Origin of the sequence: Sphingomonas sp. UBA978, assembly GCF_002292295.1 — a bacterium.
GTDB lineage: Bacteria > Pseudomonadota > Alphaproteobacteria > Sphingomonadales > Sphingomonadaceae > Sphingomonas.
The window spans coordinates 1-21,166 of sequence record NZ_DBBS01000014.1; the positions used below are offsets into that span (position 1 = coordinate 1).

The following is a 21,166-nucleotide window of genomic DNA, read 5'->3' on the forward strand; positions in this document are numbered from 1 at the left end:
TCAAATCCTGTCCCCGCAACCAACCGTATCACAACAGGCCCGTCTCGTAAGAGACGGGCCTGTTGTGCGTTTGGCGCGCACGCTTCCTCCGCGAACGCCAGCATCCGGTACAGGTCCCCGTACAGCTGGATGGGACGGCGCTTGCCACCACGCGCGCTGCCTGGCTGCACCACGATCTTCTCGATGAGCGGGCGGATAGTCTGCCGGGCGCTCGCGCCGTCGTCTGAGGCCAAGTGCGCATCGAGCTCGGCGATCGCGCGCGTGTACAGGCTCTCATAGTTCGCCGGCAGTCGCACGAGAGGCGACGCTGGCGTTGCAGCGATGATCTCCTCCAGTCGCCGTTCCTCGGTTTCCAGATTCTTCACGCGCGCCGTCAGTGCGCGCGGTGCATCCTTGTCCTCCTCGATGCGGGTGACGAGGTTGGCGATGCGGGCGCGGGTCTCCGCCAGCTCGTGTTCGGCCGTGGCACGCTCGGCGTTTCCGGCCTGTGCTGCGACCGCGAGCTCCTGCTGGAGGAGCGCCGCGAAGCGCTTGATGAGTGCCGGGGTCAGCAGCCGCTCACGGATGCCCGCCAGTGCGCGGGCTTCGAGTTCGGTCGTGGTGATCGAGCCGTTGTCGCATGTTCCCGTGCGGTGCCCCTTGCAGCGCCACCGTCCGGCGCCGGTCGCAAAGAACGGGGCGCCGCACGCGCCGCAGGTCACCAGCCCGGAGAGGAGGTGGGTGGGGCGCTTGGCGCCGCTCAGCGGATTGCCGGTCAGTTTGAACTTCGCGTCGCGCGCGCTGCGGGCTTCGGCTTGCCGCGTCTTCACTTGCTCCCACAGCGGTTGGTCGATGATCCGCAGCTCCGGTTCGTCGCGGATGATCCACTCCGCCTCCGGATTGAGGCGCGGGCGACGCGAGAAGCCACGCCGCTCATTGGGCACCTCGACCCACGTGCGGCGGTTGAAGATGCGGCGACCGATGTAGAGCGCGTTGTTGAGGATGCCTTCACCCAGCGTCACGTCGCCCGACAGCGTCGAGGGGTTCCAAACTCCGGCATTGTACTTGCCGCGCTCGCGGGCGCGCGGGGAGGGGATGCCGTCGGCGTTGAGGGCGTTGCAGATCCGCTTCAGGCTCCAGCCCTCCGCGTACAGGCGGAAGATCCGGCGGACGAGTTCGGCCTGCTCGTCGTCGATCGCGAGCTGGTCGAGCTCGCGTCCTTGCGCATCCTCGCCGGTGATCGCGCGGCGGTAGCCGAGCACGCGACCGCCTGTGGCGCCACCGCGCGTCGCCTTGCCGCGCAGGCCCCGCCTGCCGTCGGCTCCGCGGACCAGCGTGATGAAGCGGGCGCCGTCGCGCCCGTAAAACCGCTCTGCGAAGTCCTTCCGCTCAGTCGAGATCACGAACATGATCGTCTGCTCGAAGAGCTCGGGCACAACCTTGATGACCTCGCGCCGCATCTCGCTGTCGAGCGGCGTGGTGCTGTCGATCCAAGGCACCGACGATCGACTGTACGTCATCGGCCAGCTCGATGGGCGGGAGCGGATTGTCAATTTCGAGTTCGCTGACGGCACCACGTGGACTGCAGCGGATCTCCGGGCTCTCCTCTATGCAAGCGAGCAGGCGTCTGGATCGAACATTCTCCAGGGCTCCTATTCGCCTGACCAGCTGTCTGGAGAAGCAGGCAACGACCGTATCTATGGTGGCGGCGGTGACGACGTGTTGTCTGGTGGGGCTGGTTCCGATCGGCTTGATGGAGGCAGCGGTAATGACACGCTGGCGGGCGGGACCGGCGCGGACCGTCTCGAGGGCGGCGACGGCAACGACATATACCTGTTCAATCGCGGTGACGGATCCGATACGATCGTCGATTTTTCAGGATCAAACGTCGTTCGTCTTGGTGCCGGCATCGCTGCGGCGGACGTCCGTCTCTCTCGGGCGCTTCAGGACGGAGATGTCGGGGGCATCGTCTTGTCGATCGTCGGGACTGACGACCGTCTCTACATAACCGGGCAGCTCGACGGTCCCAATCGTATCGCCAGCGTCGAATTCGCCGATGGCTCCAAATGGACGGAGGCAGACTTCAGGGTTCGTCTCTTTGCCGACGAACAGACCGCGGGTGATGACGTCATCCAAGGATCCTATGCCTCGGATCAGCTCTCTGGAGCAGACGGAGACGATTACCTCTACGGTCGTGGCGGCGATGACACGCTGACCGGCGGAGCTGGCGTGGATCGTCTTGAGGGCGGTAGTGGTAACGACACTTATGTCTACAATCGCGGTGATGGTCGAGACGCCATATGGGATGAAAGCGGTGACGACACATTGCGCTTCGGTGCAGGGATCACCGCTGCTGATCTCGTGTTGTCGAGATCGCTTCAAGACGGCGATACACGCGGACTGGTAATCGCAATCGGGAATACGGAAGACAGGGTATATCTCATCGGTGCTCAAGGCGCCGGCCAAGCTGTCGAGCATATCGAGTTCGCCGACGGTACTCGGTGGACGCTCGCTGAGCTGCGAGCGCACCTCTACGAACAGGCGACCACCGCTGGCGCTGACATTATTCGCGGTTCGGGCGGAAAGGACAGTCTGTACGGCGGCGCAGGTGACGATTTCCTCTACGGCGATGACGGCAACGACATCCTCGATGGCGGCAGCGGTGCCGATCGCCTGGAAGGCGGTTTTGGCGACGACACCTATCTCTTCGGTAGGGTCGATGGCTGGGATACGATCGTGGACGCTGGCGGACTGGATGTCGTGCGCTTCGCACCGGGTGTTCTGGCCGGTGACCTGACGGTATCGCGATCGATGCAGGATGGTGACGATGCCGAGATTGTATTGGCGATCAAGGGAATCGAAGATCGGCTATACATCGTCGGTCAGCAGAACCCCGGTAGCCGCGTCGAGAGTTTCGTCTTCGCAGATGGGACGACATGGGCCTGGCAGACTATCACCGACCTTACCCAGGCAAACACGCTGGGCGGGGTTATAGTCGCGTCGACAATGGGTGATGATACGATCACCGGTACCATGGGCTCCGATGTTTTGCGCGGCATGGGCGGCGATGAAGTACTGCGCGGCGGCATGGGATCGGACCGCTACATCTACGCTCGCGGCGACGGCAACGACGTAATCTACGATGCTGTCGACTCCGAAGCCGTCGATCGGCTTGAACTTACGGGAATCAATGCCGCAGACGTTCGTGTTGTTAATTCACCGACGGATGCCGATGACATCATTATCGAAGTTTCCGACGGACAAACGATCTATCTCGATCAGCAGAATGTCGCGGGTGGCGGTATCGATCAGGTCGTCTTTGCCGATGGCATCGTTTGGAATAAGCAGCAGCTGGCCGATCGAGCGGCCAATGCGTTCTCTGCGCCCTTGGCCGAACGGATCGTCGGCACCAACTTTGCCGAGACGCTCCATGGCGGGGCGGGAAATAATGTCCTGGTCGGCCTCGGTGGCGGCGATACCTATCTCTTCAATCTTGGAGATGGCGCCGATACGATCGACGAAACGATTGTCGGCGGGTCCAAGCTCGCACCTGCCAGCACCGATCTTGATACGATACGCTTTGGTGCGGGCATTGCTTTCGCTGATCTCTGGTTGGCCGCGCTCGGTACGGGCGGCGACATGATGCTCACGATCGCTGGTCACTCGGAATCGCTGCTCCTCAAGGGCCAGGATCTGGGCGGTGCAAACGGCATCGAGCTTCTGGCGTTCGCGGATGGCAGTACCGTTGCGTTTGCAGCCCTTCGCGGCGCCGCCATCGGCGCGGCGATCACTGCTGGCGACGATGTTGTGAGTGGCTTTGCCAGCAACGATATCCTCATCGGCGGGGCCGGGAATGACATGCTCATCGGCGGCAAAGGCGCGGATACTTACGTTTATGCGCGCGGCGATGGCGACGACACGATCGTCGAAACGGCGGATGGTGCAACCAATATACTGGCGTTCGGGGCGGATATCGCTTTGACCGATCTTAGGTTTGATCGGCGTGCAAGCGCGCCGACTGACCTCTTTATCACCGTCGCGGGAGGCGGCAGGATCGTCGTGCGCGGCCAGTTTGAGGGTGCAGGTGGAATCCAGCAGGTGCGTTTCGCAGATGGAGTGACGCTGTCTCGCGACGACATCGTGCGGCGCATGCTTGCCCAGCCCGCGACGCCTGGCGATGACTTTATCGTGGGAAGCTCCAGCGGTGACACGATCGATGGACTCGCTGGCGCTGACACGATCTTCGGCATGGAGGGCGACGACACAATCTACGGCGGCGCGGGTAACGACGCGCTGCACGGCGGCGTGGGCGCGGATACGATCCACGGCGGCGACGGCGACGATGTGATTTCGGGCGAAGAAGGCATCGACACGCTGGATGGCGGCGCAGGCTTCGACACGGTGGATTACGGTTTCTCGCTGGATCGCTGGTCGATCGATCTCGCAGCAGGAACGGCGACCATGATCGGTGTCGATAAGCCGCAGGTGGAAACGATTAGCGGATTTGAAGCGGCGATCGGCGGGATTGGTGCCGACGTTCTGATCGGGGACGGTGGAGCTAACACGCTGCGTGGTGGCAGCGGTAACGACGTTCTGCGCGGCGCGCGTGGCGACGACATATTTCTAGTGGACGGTGACGAAGACGGCGTCGACACCGTCGATGGGGGGGCTGGAGCCGATACGATCCTGGCGATGTCCGACGGCACAGTAATCGCCCTTGCCGGCGTTCAGGATGTCGAGACGATCAGCGGCGGCGGTCATACCGGCGTGGTCGTTAGTGCAACCGATGGCGATGATACGCTCGATCTCTCCGGCGTTACGCTTCAGGATATCCAGTCAATCCTGATGGGTAATGGAAACGATATCTTGACCGGATCGGCGGGCGCGGACGTCATCGATCTTGGTGCGGGTGACGATGTGCTCCGCTACGGCGCCACACTGTCCGCTGGCGACGATGTCGATGGCGGCGAGGGTAACGACCGTATCGAAGCGACAGCGGACGGCACCGTGATTCATGTATCGCGCATGGTCGGTATCGAGACCGTTACCGCGGCGGGCTTCGCCAATGTGGTAGTGGAAGGGTCCGACGCGGCCGATGTTTTTGACCTGACCAAGACGGCCTATGTCGGCGTCGCGCGCTTCGAGCTCGACGGCGGTGACGATACTTTCATCGGTGGTCAGGGAGCGGACGTGGTCCGCGGCGGGGGTGGCGACGACGTGCTTGCCGGCAACGCGGGTGACGACGTCTTCGAGTTCGACTCGGGCAACAACGGCCATGATCGGATCGATGGCGGAGCCGGGGTCGACACCCTTCGCGCGAGCGCCGACGGCGCGGTCATGGGGATTGCCGCACTGGCAGGCGTCGAGGCGATCGACGGGGCCGGTCATGCCGGCGTGACGATTTCACTCACAGAAACGGCGGACACGCTCGACCTCTCAGCGCTTACCGTGACTGGGATTGCCGGGATTGTGGGCGGGGCGGGCGACGATGTCATTCGCGGCAGCAACGGAGCCGACACTTTCCTAGTCGGGATAAGCGATGGCAGCGACGATATCGATGGTGGCGCAGGCATCGACACGATTAAGGCGACCGCTGACGGTGTCACGATCGGTCTGAAACATCTTGCCAGCGTGGAGGCCATCACGGCTGACGGCCATGTGGGCGTCACGGTCCGCACCACCGATGCCGCCGACACATTGGATCTCAGCAGCATGACGCTGACAGGCATCGAACGTATTACGCTCGGCGCGGGCGACGACGTGTTCGTCGGCACCGGTGGCAGCGACACCATCGAGGGCGGTGCGGGCAACGATACGCTGACCGGCGGCTATGGAGACGATACCTATCTGTTCTCGCTTGGCGACGGCCACGACACCATCCGCGAGGGATTGAGCGGCGCTGGCGGCGGTCTGGACGTGCTGCGCTTCGGACGAGGTATTCGGCCCGAAGACGTCCAGGTTACGACGGCAAACAATGGCGCCGACTTCGTCTTCTCGATCGGCAACGGCAGCGATACCGTGCGCGTGATCAACGGGGCGTCGGCATCGGAAGACTATTGGATCGATGAAATCCGATTCGACGACGGTACTATATGGACTCGCAGTTCATTGACGGGAGCTGTTGTACCGTACACCAACGGTGACGATCGAATTTACGGCACCAATGATGCTGAAACGCTGCGAGCCGGTGCCGGCAACGACTGGATCAACGGTCGGGGCGGCAACGACACGATTATCGGCGGTACCGGTAACGACACGCTGGGCGGCGGCTCGGGGAACGACACCTACATCTTCAATCGCGGCGATGGTCAGGATACGATCCTCGACGGGATCGACTATTGGGATGGCGGCAACGGCGGCAACGACACGATCGTCCTGGGCGCCGGGATCCTGGCGTCCGATGTCACGGTGTCGCAGCAGGCCAACGGCCGCGACCTGAAGCTCGATCTGGGGCAGGGCGACAGCATCTACATCGGTAACTCACCGCTGACCGATGGCGGCAACGTGATCGAACAGGTCAAGTTTGCCGACGGCACGGTGTGGACGGCGGCCGATCTGTTCGCCCGCTCGATCATACCCACCGATGGCAACGACGCGCTCTACGGCGACGACAATTCGCAAACGCTGGATGGCGGTGCCGGCAACGATCGCATCATCGCCCGCGGCGGTAACGACGTGATCATCGGCGGCCTCGGCAACGACAACCTGTCGGGCGATGGCGGTGATGACACCTACATCTATGCTCGTGGCGACGGGGCCGATTACATTCAGGAATGGAGCCGCACGAGCAGCTATGGTGGCAACGACACGCTGCGTTTCGGGGCGGGGATCAATCCCGGCGACGTGATCGTGACGCAGACCAACAACGGTCGCGACTTCATGCTCACCATCGCCAACGGCGGTGGCAGCGTCGGCATCTACGAAGCCATCACGGACGAGAATTCGCGGGTCGAGACGGTTGCCTTTGCCGATGGCACCACCTGGAATTTCGCGACGCTGATGGCCAAGTCGATGACGGGGACATCCGGTAACGACGCGCTCTACGGCGACGACAATTCGCAAACGCTGGATGGCGGTGCCGGCAACGATCGCATCATCGCCCGCGGCGGCAACGACGTGATCATCGGCGGCCTCGGCAACGACAACCTGTCGGGCGATGGCGGTGATGACACTTATGTTTTCGCGTGGGGTGACGGTGCAGACTATATCTCGGAGTGGAGCCGCACGAGCAGCTATGGTGGCAACGACACGCTGCGCTTTGAGGCGGGGATCAACCCCGCCGACGTGATCGTCACCCAGGCCAACAACGGCCGCGATTTTATCCTGACAGTATCCAACGGCGGGGGCAGCGTCGGCATGTACGAGGCCATCACGAATGGTAACTCGCGGGTCGAGACGGTTGCCTTTGCCGATGGCACGACGTGGGATTTCGCGACGCTGATGGCCAAGTCGACTTTAGCCAGCCCTGATCCGGTATGGATCAACGGGGACGCGGGCGCGAACTCTCTATTTGGAACTGATACAGCCGATACATTCCAGGGCAATGGCGGTGCCGATTATCTGGCCGGCGGCAAGGGTAGCGATACCTATCGCTACGCCTCGGGCGACGGCAGTGATCAGATTGATGAATGGGGCACTGCCGGGGATACGGACGTCCTCAAGCTCTTGAACATCACTTCGCCCCAAGTCGCACTGCGGCGCGATGGCATCCAGTTGTATGTCAAGGATATCGCGACCGGCGCAGAGATCCGAGTTGAAAACCAGTTCTATTCGGACGCGACCTACGGCATCGAGAGAATTGTTTTTTCGGATGGTACATCCTGGAACCGTGAGGCGATCCAGCAGGCGGCTGTGCTCATGGGCGATGCCAATGACAATCAGATGTATGGCTACGACACAGCCGATACATTCCAGGGCAATGGCGGTGCCGATTATCTAGCAGGCGGCAAGGTAGCGATACCTATCGCTACGCCTCGGGCGACGGCAGTGATCAGATCGATGAATGGGGCACGGCCGTCGACACAGACGTGCTCAAGCTTCTGAACATCACGGCAGCGCAGGTCGCCTTGCGACGTGATGGCATCCAGCTGTACATAAAAGACATTGCCACGGGTGCAGAAATCCGAGTTGAGAACCAGTTCTATTCGGACGCAACCTACGGCATCGAGAATATTGTCTTTTCGGACGGTACATCCTGGAACCGTGAGGCGATCCAGCAGGCGGCTGTGCTCATGGGCGATGCCAATGACAATCAGATGTATGGCTACGATACAGCCGATACATTCCAGGGCAATGGCGGTGCCGATTATCTGGCCGGCGGCAAGGGTAGCGATACCTATCGCTACGCCTCGGGCGACGGCAGTGATCAGATCGATGAATGGGGCACTGCCGGGGATACGGACGTCCTCAAGCTCTTGAACATCACTTTGCCCCAAGTCGCACTGCGGCGCGATGGCATCCAGTTGTATGTCAAGGATATCGCGACCGGCGCAGAGATCCGAGTTGAAAACCAGTTCTATTCGGACGCGACCTACGGCATCGAGAGAATTGTTTTTTCGGATGGTACATCCTGGAACCGTGAGGCGATCCAGCAGGCGGCTGTGCTCATGGGCGATGCCGGTGCCAATCAGATGTACGGCTACGACACAGCCGATACATTCCAGGGCAATGGCGGTGCCGATTATCTAGCAGGCGGAAAGGGTAGCGATACCTATTGCTACTCCTCCGGCGACGGCAGCGACCGGATCGATGAATGGGGCACGGCCGTCGACACAGACGTGCTGAAGCTCCTGGACCTTACCCCGGCTCAAGTTGCACTGCGCCGTGACGGCAATCAGCTGTACGTCAAGGATTTAAGCACCGGTCAGGAAATTCGGGTCGAAAACCAGTTTTATTCGGACGCCACCTACGGCATCGAGCAGATCGCGTTCGCCGACGGTACGCTGTGGGACAGGAATACCATCCAATCTCAACTGCCCTCGGCAATGAACGGGGCTAATCGGATGTTAACAATAGGCGACGCAACATATTCGCAAGCATTCTCTGATGATGATCTTTTTGACGTCAGAGGAGAAGAGTTTCAGTCAGACGCAAATGTTACTAGTTTCCGACGTAATGCCATGTCCCTGCCTCCATACAGCGACCTAGCAAATGGATCTGTTTCTTGGCTTCGCGAAGCGTTTGACAACGACGATGGCAAGCAGACAACATCCTTTAACCGAGCCAACGATATCCATGTCGCGGCTGCACAGCTCAGCGAGGCAGTTGTAATCTTCGGTGCCCGTAATGGCTCCATGATGGGCGAGACATACAATAATAGAGGAATAGCGTCGATCGCCGACTTGATGGCACTGGATCAGCGTCAGTCCATTGGGGAACGCTACGAGATGACCTAGGTGTTTAGTCCCGGCATCTGGTGGATCGGGTCGACGATGAACCGGTCTGGCTCTGACGTCCAGATCTTGGCGATGTATTCGTAGGGCGTGAGCCCCGGAACGCGAACAGTGCACCCGAATGCGGGTTCTGCGCCAGCACCTGCTGCACCAGCACCGCCAGACCGTCGAACCCCTTGCGCTTGTCGATCACCCCGCACGCCAGAAACACCCGCGTCGGCAACGGCACTGGCACGGGGTTCATCGCAGCACCGACAACACCCGTGCCAGTGCGCCCGCATCCACATACGCATTCGGCGCTCACTCGCACGCCGTCCGACAGCGCGATGCGGATGAGAGGTGGCTCGGGATATCTGCACAGCGGGGATAAGTGGATTGCCGATCTGACAGCGGCCATGCTGGCCGCGAGCGGGAGGCAAGATGAGCAAGCGACCACGCCGGAACCACAGTCCGGCGTTCAAGGCCAAGGTGGCGTTGGCTGCCGTGCAGGGCGAGAAGACGCTGGCGGAGTTGGCGCAGCAGTATGACGTGCACCCGAACCTCATTAACCAGTGGCGGTCGCGACTGCTGGAGGGTGCGGCGGATGTGTTCGGGTCGGAGCCGGCCCCGGCAGAACCGACGGTCGACGTCACGGTGCTGCACGCGAAGATCGGCGAATTGACGCTGGCGAACGATTTTTTGGCCGGTGCGCTCGGGAAGGCCGATCTGTTGCCGAGCGCAAAGCGATGATCGACCGTGGTCATGCGCTGCCGCTGGTCTCCCAAGCGCGACAGCTCGGCATCAGCCGCGGCAGCATCTACTATCTGCCGCGGGCCGTATCCCCGGCCGATCTGACGATCATGCGGCGGATCGACGAACTGCATTTGCTCTATCCGTTTGCCGGAAGCCGGATGCTGCGCGATATGCTGCGGCAAGAAGGCATCGAGGTTGGCCGGCTCCACGTCGCGACGCTGATGAAGCGGATGCGGATCGAGACGATCTACCGCCGGCCGAACACGTCGAAGCCGGCGCCGGGGCACAAGATCTACCCGTACCTGCTGCGCAAGCTGCCGGTGACGCGGCCGAACCAGGTCTGGGCGACGGACATCACGTATGTGCCCATGGCACGCGGCTTCGTCTATCTCGTCGCCATCGTCGACTGGTTCACCCGGCGCGTGCTGGCGTGGCGGGTATCGGTCTCACTCGACGCCGGGTTCTGCATCGAGGCGCTCGAGGAAGCATTGGCTCGCTATGGCAAGCCGGCGATCTTCAACAGCGATCAGGGCTCGCAGTTCACGAGCATGGCGCTCACCGCCGTCCTCCTGCGCGAGAAGATCGCCATCAGCATGGATGGCAAGGGCTGCAGGCGTGACAACGTGTTCGTTGAGCGCCTCTGGCGTTCGTTCAAATACGAGGAGGTGTACCTCCATGCCTACGCCTCGGTCCCCGGGGCCCGTGCTGGCATCGGCCGTTACATCGGGTTCTACAATGCGGTCCGGCCGCACTCCGCGCTTGGCGGCCGCACACCCGACCAGATATACTTCACACAGCCGCTTCTCGCAGCGGCATAATCAACCAGCAGCACTCCACTTATCCGGACCGCGAGCCTGTGCAGACAAACCGAGGCACCTCTGATGAGGCCTGGGGAACATGGTGCCGTCTGCGGCACTGGCGGACTCAGTTCCGCAACCTGCACCTCGGCGAACACCGGCAACGAAGGAACGGCACCCGCCGGCGTGCCCTCGCGCAGGCTCGCGGTCCGGATAAGTGGAGTGCCGCTGGTTGAGCACGAGGCGGCGAGAAGCGGCTGACGGACACATACTTGGTCGGGCTTGCGGCCGCCAAGCGCGAATGGGATCTGACGGCGTTGTAGCGCGCTAAGTAGCGGCAATGCCAGCGCGGGGTTCTGGGTCCGAGGCGTGGGTGTTGAACTACACCTCTCATATTTCACCGAGCGACAGCGGTACTCCACGAACACGTTGTCGTGCCAGCGACCGCCCTTGTTCAACCGCGTTGACCAAAACGCCTAGGATGAGGTATGTTACAACATAACGTGATTCGGGGGCATGCCGGAATTGCGAATGGTTGCAGTGACCGGGGGGCCGATGAACCTGACCAATCATGAGCGCGCGAACCGTCGCGTCTACACGACAACAAGGCTTAACGGCTGGCGCTGCGGTGCCGTGCTGCTGGGGATTGTCGGATGCAGCCCTGTCGCCTTTGCACAGGACGTCGCGCCATCGGCGGCACAGGACGAGCAGGCGAGTGACATCATCGTGACGGGAACGGCGAACCGTCAGCTGCTGCTGGACGCCCGCACCGAGACGGGAAGCCGGTTGGGTCTGACCGTACGTGAAACCCCCGCGATCGTGGACATTCTGTCGCAGGAATTGATGCAGGAGCGCGGGCTGCGCACGACCGTTGAGGCGTTGAACGCCACGCCGGGTGCCACGTCGGGCGAACTGGCGAGCAGCCCGGGGCAGATGTCGATGCGCGGCTTCACGGCCGGTGCGGTGTCGCTGCTTTGGGATGGCGTCCGCCAGACCAACTCGGCGCTCATCATCCGTAATCTGGATAGCTGGAGCTTCGACCGGATCGAGGTGCTGAAGGGGCCGGCGAGCGTCCTGTACGGCGAGGGATCCTTGGCGGGCGCGGTCAACCTCGTACCGAAGAAGCCGCGGTTCAACGGCGATGCCTATGCCGCGACGGTCGGCTATGGCAGCTTCGATACGTTGCGCGCCGGCGTGGATGCGAACATCGTTTTGAGCGACACGGTGGCCGTGCGTGGCGTCGCCAGCGCCAACCGGACGGGCGGCTTCATCGACGACACCGATGCGCGTTTCCTGGCGACGACTCTGGCCGTCACGCTGAAGCCGGTCGAGCGACTGTCGATCGAACTGGCGGGCGACTATCTGGAGGATCGCTACGGCACGGCCTATTGGGGGACGCCGCTGGTGCCGCGCAGCATCGCGCGTGACCCCAGCGATCTGGTGGGAACGACGGACGGCTTCGTCCTCGATCGCGCGATCCGCGATCGCAACTACAATGTGTCGAACGCGGATCAGGGATCGGAAACGTGGTGGGCGCGCTCGCGGGTCGCGTATGAGTTCTCGGACGCGCTGCGTTTCACCAATGAACTTAGCTATTATCACGCCGACCGGCGCTTCCGTAACGCGGAGGTCTATACCTTAGCCGCGCCCAGCGCTGCTTTCCCGAACGGATCTTTCCGGCGCGGTACGACCCGGATCGACCACCATCATCGGTTCGTGGTGGACCGCGCGGTGCTGGCAAGCGATATCCAGATCGGCGGCCACCGCAATCGCTTCTCGATCGGCGGTGAATATAGCGACAGCGATCTGGCGGTGCCGCGCCGCTTCGGTTCCACCACCGCGGTCGACATCTTCGACCCGGCCCGCGGCGTGCTGTCGCTGGCCGAGACCTCGGCGAACTTCCCGGATGGCCGGGCGGATTTCGGCTCCAGCACCGTCATCAAGTCCGTCTTTGCCGAGGAAGCGTTCAACCTGACGCCTAGGCTGCTGCTGGTCGGCGGTCTCCGCTACGACGACATCGCGCTGGATCGCAGCGTCAACGATCTGAATGCCGGACGCATCACCGGGTTCTCGAAATCGTGGAATCCGGTGTCGTGGCGGGCGGGTGCCGTCTTCGATCTTGCGCCCAAGACTCAGTTCTTCGCGCAGTACAGCTATGCCGTGGCCCCGGTGGGCAGCCTCGCCTTGCTGTCGCTAGCCAACTCTTCGTTCGACCTGACGACCGGGCGATCGGTAGAGGGTGGAGTGAAGACGACGCTGTTCGGGGATCGGCTGGACCTGACGGCGGCGGGATACTGGATCGAACAGGAGGGCATCGTCACGCGCGATCCCGCCAATACCAGCATCGCCGTGCAGGGCGGCAGCCAGTCCTCGCGTGGTTTCGAGCTGTCAGCGTCGGGCGCCGTGACGCGGCAGTTCCGCCTCGATGCCAATCTGGCGATCCTCGACGCGCGGTTCGACGTCTTGCGGGAGGCAGGGGGCGATCGCGCCGGCAATACACCGCCGGTCGTACCGGAGCGGGTGGCGAGCGTATTCGGCATCTACCGGTTCGATGCGCTGCCGATCTCGGTGAGCGGCGGCGCGCGGTACATGAGCCGTTTCTTCACCGACAATGCCAACAGCGTGCGCGTGCGCGGCAGCACCGTGTTCGATGCGGCAATCGCATGGCGGCTGCCATATGGCGACGTGACCTTGCGTGGACGCAACCTGACCGACCGGCTGTATGCCAATTGGTTCGGCGGCTCGGCGCGGCAACTGACGCTCGGTGCGCCGCGGAGCGTCGACATCAGCTTCACGGCGCGTCTCTGACATGACGGACCCGGCTGCCCTGCGCCTCGACGGCGTATCGCTCGCGTTCGGCGGGCGCCCGGCGCTGGATGGTCTGTCGCTGACGTTGGCGGCGGGTGAGGTGTATGCGTTGCTGGGGCCAAACGGTGCCGGCAAGACGACGACGATCAACCTGATCCTCGGCTTCCTCGCGCCCGACGCCGGCAGCATCGCGGTAAGCGGCGTGGATGCGGTGGCCGATCCGCTCGCGGTGCGCGCGCGTACCGCCTATCTGCCCGAGACCGTGATGCTCCATCCGGCGCTGACCGCGACCGAGAACCTGCGCTACTTCGCGCTGCTCGCCGGGCGCAAGGTCGATGCGACGCAGGCCGGGTCGCTGCTCGACGCGGCCGGATTGCAGCGCGAGGCGCATGGACGGCGCGCCGGCGGATTCTCCAAGGGGATGCGACAGAAGGTCGGCGTCGCCATCGCGCTTGCTAAGGAGGCGCGCTTGCTGCTGCTGGACGAGCCGACCTCCGGACTCGACGCATCGGCCGCCAATGATCTTTCCGCGACGATCCGCGCCGCCTCGGTGCGCGGGATCGCGGTGCTCATGGCGACGCATGACCTGTTTCGCGTCCACGACGTAGCTGCCCGGCTCGGCATCCTCCGCGCTGGGCGGTTGGTCGACGAACGTAAGACGTCCAGCCTGACCCCGCCGGCACTGGAACGGCTGTATCTGGACGCGCTGGCGGGATGATTCTCGCGCTCGCCCGCTATGAACTGGCGATGCTAAGGCGGGAACGTCGCGCGATGCTGGCGCTCGTTACCCTTGCTGCCCTCGTGTTGCTGGCCTTTATGGGTGTTGCGGCCGATGCGGCACGGACCGACGCGCAGCAGTACGCAGCGGCAGCAGCGGAACGTGCCCGCTGGCTGGGGCAGGGGAGCAAGGATCCGCATAGCGCCGCGCATTATGCGGTCTATGCGTTCAAGCCGTCTCCCGCACTCGCGCCGCTCGATCCCGGTGTCGGCGGGTTCGTCGGGCAGGCGGTATGGCTGGAGGCGCATCACCAGAACGACCTGCTGCATCGACCGCAGCAGGATGCCTCGCCACTCCAGCGGGCCGGCATGGCGGATCCCGCCGCCTTGATCCTCGCTTTCGGGCCGCTGGCGATCTTCCTGCTGGCGTTCGCGGCGGTGGCGGAGGAGCGCGAGCGTGGAACGTTGCGGCTGGCGCTGGGTGCGGCGACGCGGCCGGGGCGGATCGTGGTCGCCAAGCTGCTGGCGGTCGCGAGTAGTGGCGTGGCGGCACTGGTCGTGCCGGTCACGATCGCAATGGTCGGGGTGGCGGCATTCCACAGCGCGCTGGACGGTGATGCGATGCTGCGACTGCTGACATGGGCGATCGTCATGTCGGTCTATGTCGCGATCATCGCCGCGATCGGGCTAGCGGTGGCGATGACATGCGGTTCGGCCCGGATCGGGCTGGCCTCGCTGTTCGGTCTGTGGATCTTCTTCGCGCTGGCCGTGCCGCGGCTTGCCAGCGGCGTCGCCGATGACCTGCGCCCGTTGCCATCGACGCAGAGCGTTCGCCAGGCGATCGACGCAGCGGCTCCGGCCTATTGGTCGGCCGAGCAGGGCGCGCGGCACAAGGCCGAACTGCTCGCCCGCTATCGCGTGGCGCGCGTCGAGGATATTCCCAACTATCGCATGGCCGAACTCGATCTGGTGGAGCGGCACAGCCACGCGGTCTTCGATCGTGTCCTGGGCGGTTTCTATGCGCGGGTGGCGGCGCAGGATCGTCTGTTCGGTGTCTTCGGCATCGTATCGCCGACGATCGCGATGCAGCGTCTGTCACCGGCACTGGCGGGTACCGACTTCGACCAGCATCGTGCCTTCATCGATCAGGCGGAGCGTTACCGGCGCGCGCTGGTCGACCGGATGAACGCGGACGGCATGGCGCATGCCGTCAAGCCGGGGGAGGCGGCGCATACCGCCGACATCGCGTTGTGGTCCAGCATCCCGGCGTTTGCGTTCGCGCCGCCTGCTCTGGCCGGCACGGCTGCCACGCTGGTGGTGCCGCTTGCGGCCCTGCTCGGCTGGGGGTTGTTCGCAGCGACGCTGTTGTCGATCGCAACGCGGAGGCTGAGACCGTGACCGGTGCCTCGTTCGCGACCCTGTTCGCCTGGGAATGGCGGCGGGTTGCCGCGACGCCGCTTTTCTGGCTGATCCAGGGTGCGCTGGTTGCCAGCATGATCTGGGCAGCGCTCGACACCGCTGCGCTCCACCGCGGGCAGGACGCCGCAATCGCCCGCACGCTTGCCGCCGACGCCGCGCATCGGGCCAGCGTGCGGCAGCGGTTCGACGCCTATCGCGCGCCCGTCACGCCCGCCGCTCCGGTGGTGCCCTATTGGCAGGACCCGAGCGATGTGGCCGGGTTCAGCCAGTATTTCGTCGCACCACCCGCCACGAAGCCGCATCTGCCGTTGTCGCCGCTTACGGTCGGCACCAGCGACCTTGCGCCGACGCGCATGGAAGTGAAGCTGGCTACGCCGTTCGGTATCGATGAACGCTACGATTTCGAAAATCCGCGCGGGCTGGCGCTCGGGCGTTTCGATCTCGCTTTCGTGCTGGCACTTCTGCTGCCGCTGGCGCTGATCCTGCAGCATGGCCTGCTCGTCACGTTCGAGCGCGACCGGGGCATGTTGCGGCTGGTGGCGGCGCAGGCGACCGCACCGCGCGTCTGGCTGACGGCGCGTGTGGCGGCGATCACGGCATGGGCGATGCCGATGACGCTCGCCGGACTCGTTCTGGCGCTGGCCATGGCAGGTGCTCAACTGGGGTCGGCGGTCGGGGAGCTCGCGGCGGCATTACTGCTTGTCGTCGCCTATATGGCGTTCTGGACCGGCATCGCGCTGCTCGTCCTGTCGCGACTACCCGGCGCGGCGGCAGCGCTGGGTACGCTGGCCGCGATCTGGGCGGTCCTGACACTCGGCGTGCCGCTGATTGCGAGCGCGATCATATCAACCGTGGCGCCGACCCCGTCCGCCAGCGTATGGATCGATGCGCAGCGCCGGGTAGCGGACGCCATCCAGCGCGACCGAGATCGCATTATCGCGCGGGCGGTAGCGGCCCGGCCCGACTTGTCTGGCATGGCCGACCGGATCGCCACGCTGGATCACGCCACTCGCCTGACCTTTCTGGCGCCCGAAACCGAGCGTCGGTTTGCCGCCCGGCACGACGCGCGTGCGGTCCATGCACGGGATCAGGCGGCATGGGCGGCGGTGATAGGTTATGTAGCACCGCCGCTTGGGCTGACGCAGATGCTGGCTACACTGGCGGGGACCGATGGCGGCAGACATCGTGCGTTTGAGGCCCAGGTACGTGCGTATCAGCTTGGTCTGCGGCGGTCGCTCTATCCGCTCGTGCAGCGCGAAGCGGTCGATCCCACATCGCGCGGGGCGTCGCGCGGCAAATTCAGCCTATCCGATCCGGACATCATTCCGGCGTTCGCCATGACGGACGCACCGTCGCACCGTCGCACGGCTGTGGTTCTGCCGTTCGTCGCGTGGCTATGGTTTGCGGGGCTAACCCTCGGGGGGCTTGGGCTGCGTCGTGCCGATCGGTGGGCGCTGTGAGGCGTCTGATCCTCCCAGCCGTGCTGGTCGTTGCCGCGCCGGCAGCAGCGCAGCGGGCCGCCGACAATGCCGTGACCGCTGCGGAAGATGCGTTCGGCACATCAATCGGCAACGAGACGATCGGGTTGTACGGCCCCAGTCAGGTGCGCGGCTTCTCGCCGGTCGCGGCGGGCAACGTGCGCATCGAGGGCGTCTATATCGACCGGCAGGGGGCCATTTCGCAGCGGCTGGTGTCCGGCTCGACGATACGGGTCGGTTTGTCCGCGCAGGGCTATCTCTTCCCCGCACCGACCGGGATCGTCGATTACAAGCTGCGCGGCGTCGGCGACCGGCCGCTCGTCAGCGTCGTGGCCGGCAGCTTTGCCTATGGCGCACCGACCTTCGAACTGGATGCGCAACTGCCGATCGCGGGGCGCACGCTGGGGGTGGCGGCGGGCGCTTCGTGGGCGCACGAGGAATATTACGACGGTTCCGACGCGCACTATGTGCGTGCCGCGCTGATCCCGCGCTGGCGGCCGCGTGACGGGATCGAGGTCGTTCCGTTCTATTCGATCTCGCTCGGCCGCGACGAGCAGGTCGCCCCGACCGTCATCGCCGCCGGCAACGCCGTACCCCCGGAGGCGCCGCGGCGGCGCTACTTCGGACAGCAATGGGCGAACAAGGACACGCGCAGCGTCAACACCGGCGTCATTGCGAAGGCGCGGCTCGGCCAGGACTGGTCGATCACGGCGGGGGTTTTCCGCTCGATCTTCGTCAACGCGCGCAACTTCGCCGAATTGTTCGCGGATACGACCGCCGACGGGACGACGACCGAACGGGTGATCGCCGATCCCGGCCAGCGCTACGCCTCCACCAGCGGCGAAGTCCGCGTCAGCCGCAGCATGGTCGATGGACCGCGGCTGCACACGGTTCATGCCACCATCAGGGCGCGCTCGCTCGACAGCTTCTATGGCGGGGCCGCACCGGCGCTCGATCTCGGGCCGCGCGAACTCGGCGTGCCGGTTCCGGTCGCGCCGCCTGTCGACCTGCGCTTTGGCGCCCGTACCCATGATCGCGTCCGCCAGACGACGGTCGGCGTCGCTTATGAGGGACGATGGAAGGGCGTGGGGGAAATCGGCATCGGCATTCAGCGCGCCGATTACAGCAAGACGATCGAACAGCCCGGCCTGCCACGTACCGGTACGATCGATCGGCCCTGGCTGCTCAACGCCAGCGCCGCCGCGACGATCACCGATCGTTTCGCCCTGTATGCGAGCTATACCCGTGGGCTGGAGGAAAGCGGGATCGCCCCGGTCAATGCCGCCAACCGCAACGAAGCCTTGCCCGCCATCCGTACGCGGCAAGTAGACGGGGGTATCCGCTGGGCGTTGCCGGGCGGCACGAAGCTGGTGGCGGGGGTCTTCGATGTCGCGAAGCCCTATTTCAACATCGACGAACGCAACGTCTTCACCGTGCTCGGCGACGTGCGACACCGTGGTGCCGAGTTCAGCCTGGCCGGCAACCCGACCGAGCGACTGTCGCTGGTCGCGGGTGCCGTGCTGATGCAGCCGCGGGTCACCGGTGCCGCCGTCGACGACGGCCGGGTGGGCGCGCGCCCGTTGAACCAGCCTGCACGCACGCTGCGAGGCAATGCCGAATATCGCCCGGGCTTCGCACCCGGCTTCTCGGTCGACGTCGCTGTCGCGAACATCGGCAGCCGCTATGCCTCACGCGACAATATGATCAGCGTGCCGTCCTATACGCTGGTCGACGTTGGCGCCCGCTACCGCTTTCGCATCGGCAAGGCACCGGCGACGTTGCGCGTGCAGATGCAGAATGTCGGCGACGTGTTCGCCTGGAACATCGTCGGCAGCAACAGCTACGGCCTGATGGACAAGCGTCGGGTCAGCATCTTCCTGCTCGCGGATTTCTGAGATGGCGACGGCGCTTCTCCATGAAGACTGCCGTCCTGGCCGCATCTGCGATCACTATAGCGGCGTGTGCCACGGCACGTTGGGCGAGTTGTTCCAGGGGCCGTACGATGACGGCGGGGTGACGCAGATCGCAATCATCTCACTGCCGATCCGCCGTTATAGTTGGGCGCATTTCGAGGCGGGAGTGCCCGGCGATTTGGACGCCGAAACCGCGGACCGTCCGCGCTGCCGGCGCGCCATTGAGCTTTTTCAAGCCCATCACGGACGCGTCATGCCAGAAGGACGCTGGAGCTTCGCCAGCGAGTTGCCGCGCGGCAAGGGTATGGCCAGCTCGACGGCCGATATCGTCGCGACGATTCGCTGCCTGGATGCGCTGCACGGGACCGACAGCCGCGAGTTGGTGCCCGTCATCCTGCGTGCGATCGAGCGATCCGACAGTGTGTTCCTGACCGAGCACGCTCTCTACCTCAGCGGGGCGCAGCAACTGGTGCGATCCCTGCCTGACAATCCCGGTTTCCACGTCTGCTATCTGGACGACGGGGGTACCATCGATACGGAAGCCGTCACGGACCGGCTGCTCGATCACTATGACGCACTTCGCAACGACTATGCGCGCATTCTCGATACGATGCTGGAGGCGTTTCAGCGGTGTGACCTGATCGCAATCGCCGCAGCCGCGACGCGAAGCGCGGCGTTGGCGCAGAAGGTGACGCCCAAACGCGCATTTACCGCCTTGGACGCGGAGCGGGAGCGGTTCGGGGCAGACGGCATCGTCGTCGCTCATACCGGCAGCTTGATCGGCTATCTCTTTGCCGATCGCCCCGATCCGCGGCGGCTGGGTGAGCTCGCGGCCTTCTACCGCAGCCTCGGCCATCAATGTTCCTGCGTAAGGACGGGGTTCTGACGATGATGTTCGATCATATTGCCGACGCCATCAAGGCGCCGGCGCTCATCCGGCTTACGCCGAACCTGTACCTTGCCCGTTTCGAGACGATGAAGGTCTATTCGACGCTGGTCGCCGTGAAGTCACTGCTCGACCGCGGGCTTGTACGCCCCGGCGATACGCTGCTCGACAGCTCCAGCGGAATCTACGCCTATGCGTTGGCGCTGGCCTGCCACAAGTTCGGCATGAAGTGCCACATCGTCGGGTCGCAGACGGTCGATCGCACCTTGCTCGTTCAACTTCAGATCCTCGGCGCGACGGTCGAGCAGGTGCCGGCGCTGGCGACGCTGAAGCTCGACCAGAGCCGGCGAGTGGAACGGGTCGCGGAGCTACTAGCCGCGCATCCCGGCACACATTGGATGCAGCAGTATCACGACGACATCCATTATCTGGGCTACGAACCGGTGGCCGCGCATATCGCCGCCATGCTCGACGTACGTCGGCTGACGCTGGTGGGGTCGGTCGGGTCGGGGTGTTCGACCGGAGGGCTGGTCACAGCGTTACGCCTGCACGACGACGCCGTCGCGATGATTGGCATCCAGCCATTCGGCAGCGTAACCTTCGGTAGCGAACATGTCGTCGACCCCGGGATCATCATCGCTGGCATCGGCAGTTCGATCCCGTTCCGCAACGTGCGGCACGAGCTTTACGATGCGATCCACTGGGTTTCGTTCGACGCCGGCATGGCTGGGGCCGTGGCCCTGCTGCGTGACCATGGCATCTTCGCCGGGTTGTCTAGCGGTTGCACCTATCTGGTCGGGCTGGAAGAAGCGCGGCGGCACCCCGACCGCGACATCCTGTTAATCGCGCCCGACACCGGTCACCGCTACATCGATGCGGTATTCGCGCGTCATGCCGAGGCGACACGGCCCGAGACGCTGGCACCCATCAAGATCGAGACGCTGGACGAACTGGCGTTGCCCTGGTCGGCGCTCGCCTGGAACCGACGGCGGTTCGACGACGTGCGGGGCGCTCCTTTCAAGTTTTCCATGAACGAAGGATAGGA

General features: G+C 64.1%; 11 protein-coding genes and 2 pseudogenes. 10 read left to right on the forward strand and 3 right to left on the reverse strand.

Features of this window, described 5'->3' with window-relative positions; translation table 11 throughout:
- The coding region (locus B2515_RS06495) for a recombinase family protein (RefSeq protein WP_293875022.1) at positions 1 to 1,478 on the reverse strand (1,478 nt) is incomplete at its 3' end.
- Here B2515_RS06495 and B2515_RS06500 point away from each other — a divergent pair.
- Both B2515_RS06500 and B2515_RS06505 read left to right on the forward strand, forming a co-directional pair.
- Positions 1,423 to 8,022, forward strand: coding sequence for a calcium-binding protein (locus B2515_RS06500; RefSeq protein ID WP_293875024.1), 6,600 nt, complete (start codon positions 1,423 to 1,425; stop codon positions 8,020 to 8,022). The genes B2515_RS06495 and B2515_RS06500 overlap by 56 nt on opposite strands.
- The gene (locus tag B2515_RS06505) at positions 8,007 to 9,374 is read left to right on the forward strand and encodes a calcium-binding protein (RefSeq protein ID WP_293875026.1); all 1,368 of its coding nucleotides are present in this window, start codon (positions 8,007 to 8,009) and stop codon (positions 9,372 to 9,374) included. The genes B2515_RS06500 and B2515_RS06505 overlap by 16 nt, the downstream gene beginning before the upstream one ends.
- Here the strand turns inward: B2515_RS06505 and B2515_RS17360 are convergent.
- Both B2515_RS17360 and tnpB read right to left on the reverse strand, forming a co-directional pair.
- A pseudogene (locus B2515_RS17360) lies at positions 9,371 to 9,469 on the reverse strand (IS481 family transposase); the annotation flags it as partial. The gene B2515_RS06505 and the pseudogene B2515_RS17360 sit on opposite strands and share 4 nt — an antisense overlap.
- A pseudogene (gene tnpB / locus B2515_RS06510) lies at positions 9,460 to 9,615 on the reverse strand (IS66 family insertion sequence element accessory protein TnpB); the annotation flags it as partial. The pseudogenes tnpB and B2515_RS17360, both read right to left, overlap by 10 nt.
- Before the next feature lie 176 nt (positions 9,616 to 9,791).
- Here tnpB and B2515_RS06515 point away from each other — a divergent pair.
- From B2515_RS06515 to B2515_RS06550, 8 genes are all read left to right on the forward strand, one after another.
- Positions 9,792 to 10,921 (forward strand): IS3 family transposase gene (locus tag B2515_RS06515; RefSeq protein ID WP_293875030.1). Its coding sequence is split into 2 segments (ribosomal slippage): positions 9,792 to 10,053 and positions 10,053 to 10,921, totalling 1,131 coding nucleotides; the frame shifts between segments, so codons are not numbered across the junction.
- 534 nt (positions 10,922 to 11,455) lie between these two features.
- The gene (locus tag B2515_RS06520; RefSeq protein ID WP_293875032.1) at positions 11,456 to 13,708 is read left to right on the forward strand and encodes a TonB-dependent receptor; all 2,253 of its coding nucleotides are present in this window, start codon (positions 11,456 to 11,458) and stop codon (positions 13,706 to 13,708) included.
- A gap of 1 nt (position 13,709) precedes the next feature.
- Complete coding sequence (locus tag B2515_RS06525) at positions 13,710 to 14,426, forward strand: ABC transporter ATP-binding protein (protein ID WP_293875034.1); 717 nt, start codon at positions 13,710 to 13,712, stop codon at positions 14,424 to 14,426.
- Positions 14,423 to 15,823, forward strand: coding sequence for a DUF3526 domain-containing protein (locus tag B2515_RS06530; protein WP_293875036.1), 1,401 nt, complete (start codon positions 14,423 to 14,425; stop codon positions 15,821 to 15,823). Before B2515_RS06525 ends, B2515_RS06530 begins: the two co-directional genes overlap by 4 nt.
- A complete protein-coding gene (locus B2515_RS06535; protein ID WP_293875038.1) occupies positions 15,820 to 17,304 on the forward strand; it encodes a DUF3526 domain-containing protein in 1,485 nt (494 codons plus the stop codon). The genes B2515_RS06530 and B2515_RS06535 overlap by 4 nt, the downstream gene beginning before the upstream one ends.
- The gene (locus B2515_RS06540) at positions 17,301 to 19,217 is read left to right on the forward strand and encodes a TonB-dependent receptor domain-containing protein (protein WP_293875040.1); all 1,917 of its coding nucleotides are present in this window, start codon (positions 17,301 to 17,303) and stop codon (positions 19,215 to 19,217) included. Before B2515_RS06535 ends, B2515_RS06540 begins: the two co-directional genes overlap by 4 nt.
- 1 nt (position 19,218) lies before the next feature.
- Positions 19,219 to 20,121, forward strand: coding sequence for a hypothetical protein (locus tag B2515_RS06545; RefSeq protein ID WP_293875042.1), 903 nt, complete (start codon positions 19,219 to 19,221; stop codon positions 20,119 to 20,121).
- Positions 20,094 to 21,164 carry a pyridoxal-phosphate dependent enzyme gene (locus B2515_RS06550; protein WP_293875044.1) on the forward strand — a complete coding sequence of 357 codons (1,071 nt, stop codon included), beginning with the start codon at positions 20,094 to 20,096 and terminating at the stop codon, positions 21,162 to 21,164. Before B2515_RS06545 ends, B2515_RS06550 begins: the two co-directional genes overlap by 28 nt.
- Positions 21,165 to 21,166: the final 2 nt, after the last annotated feature.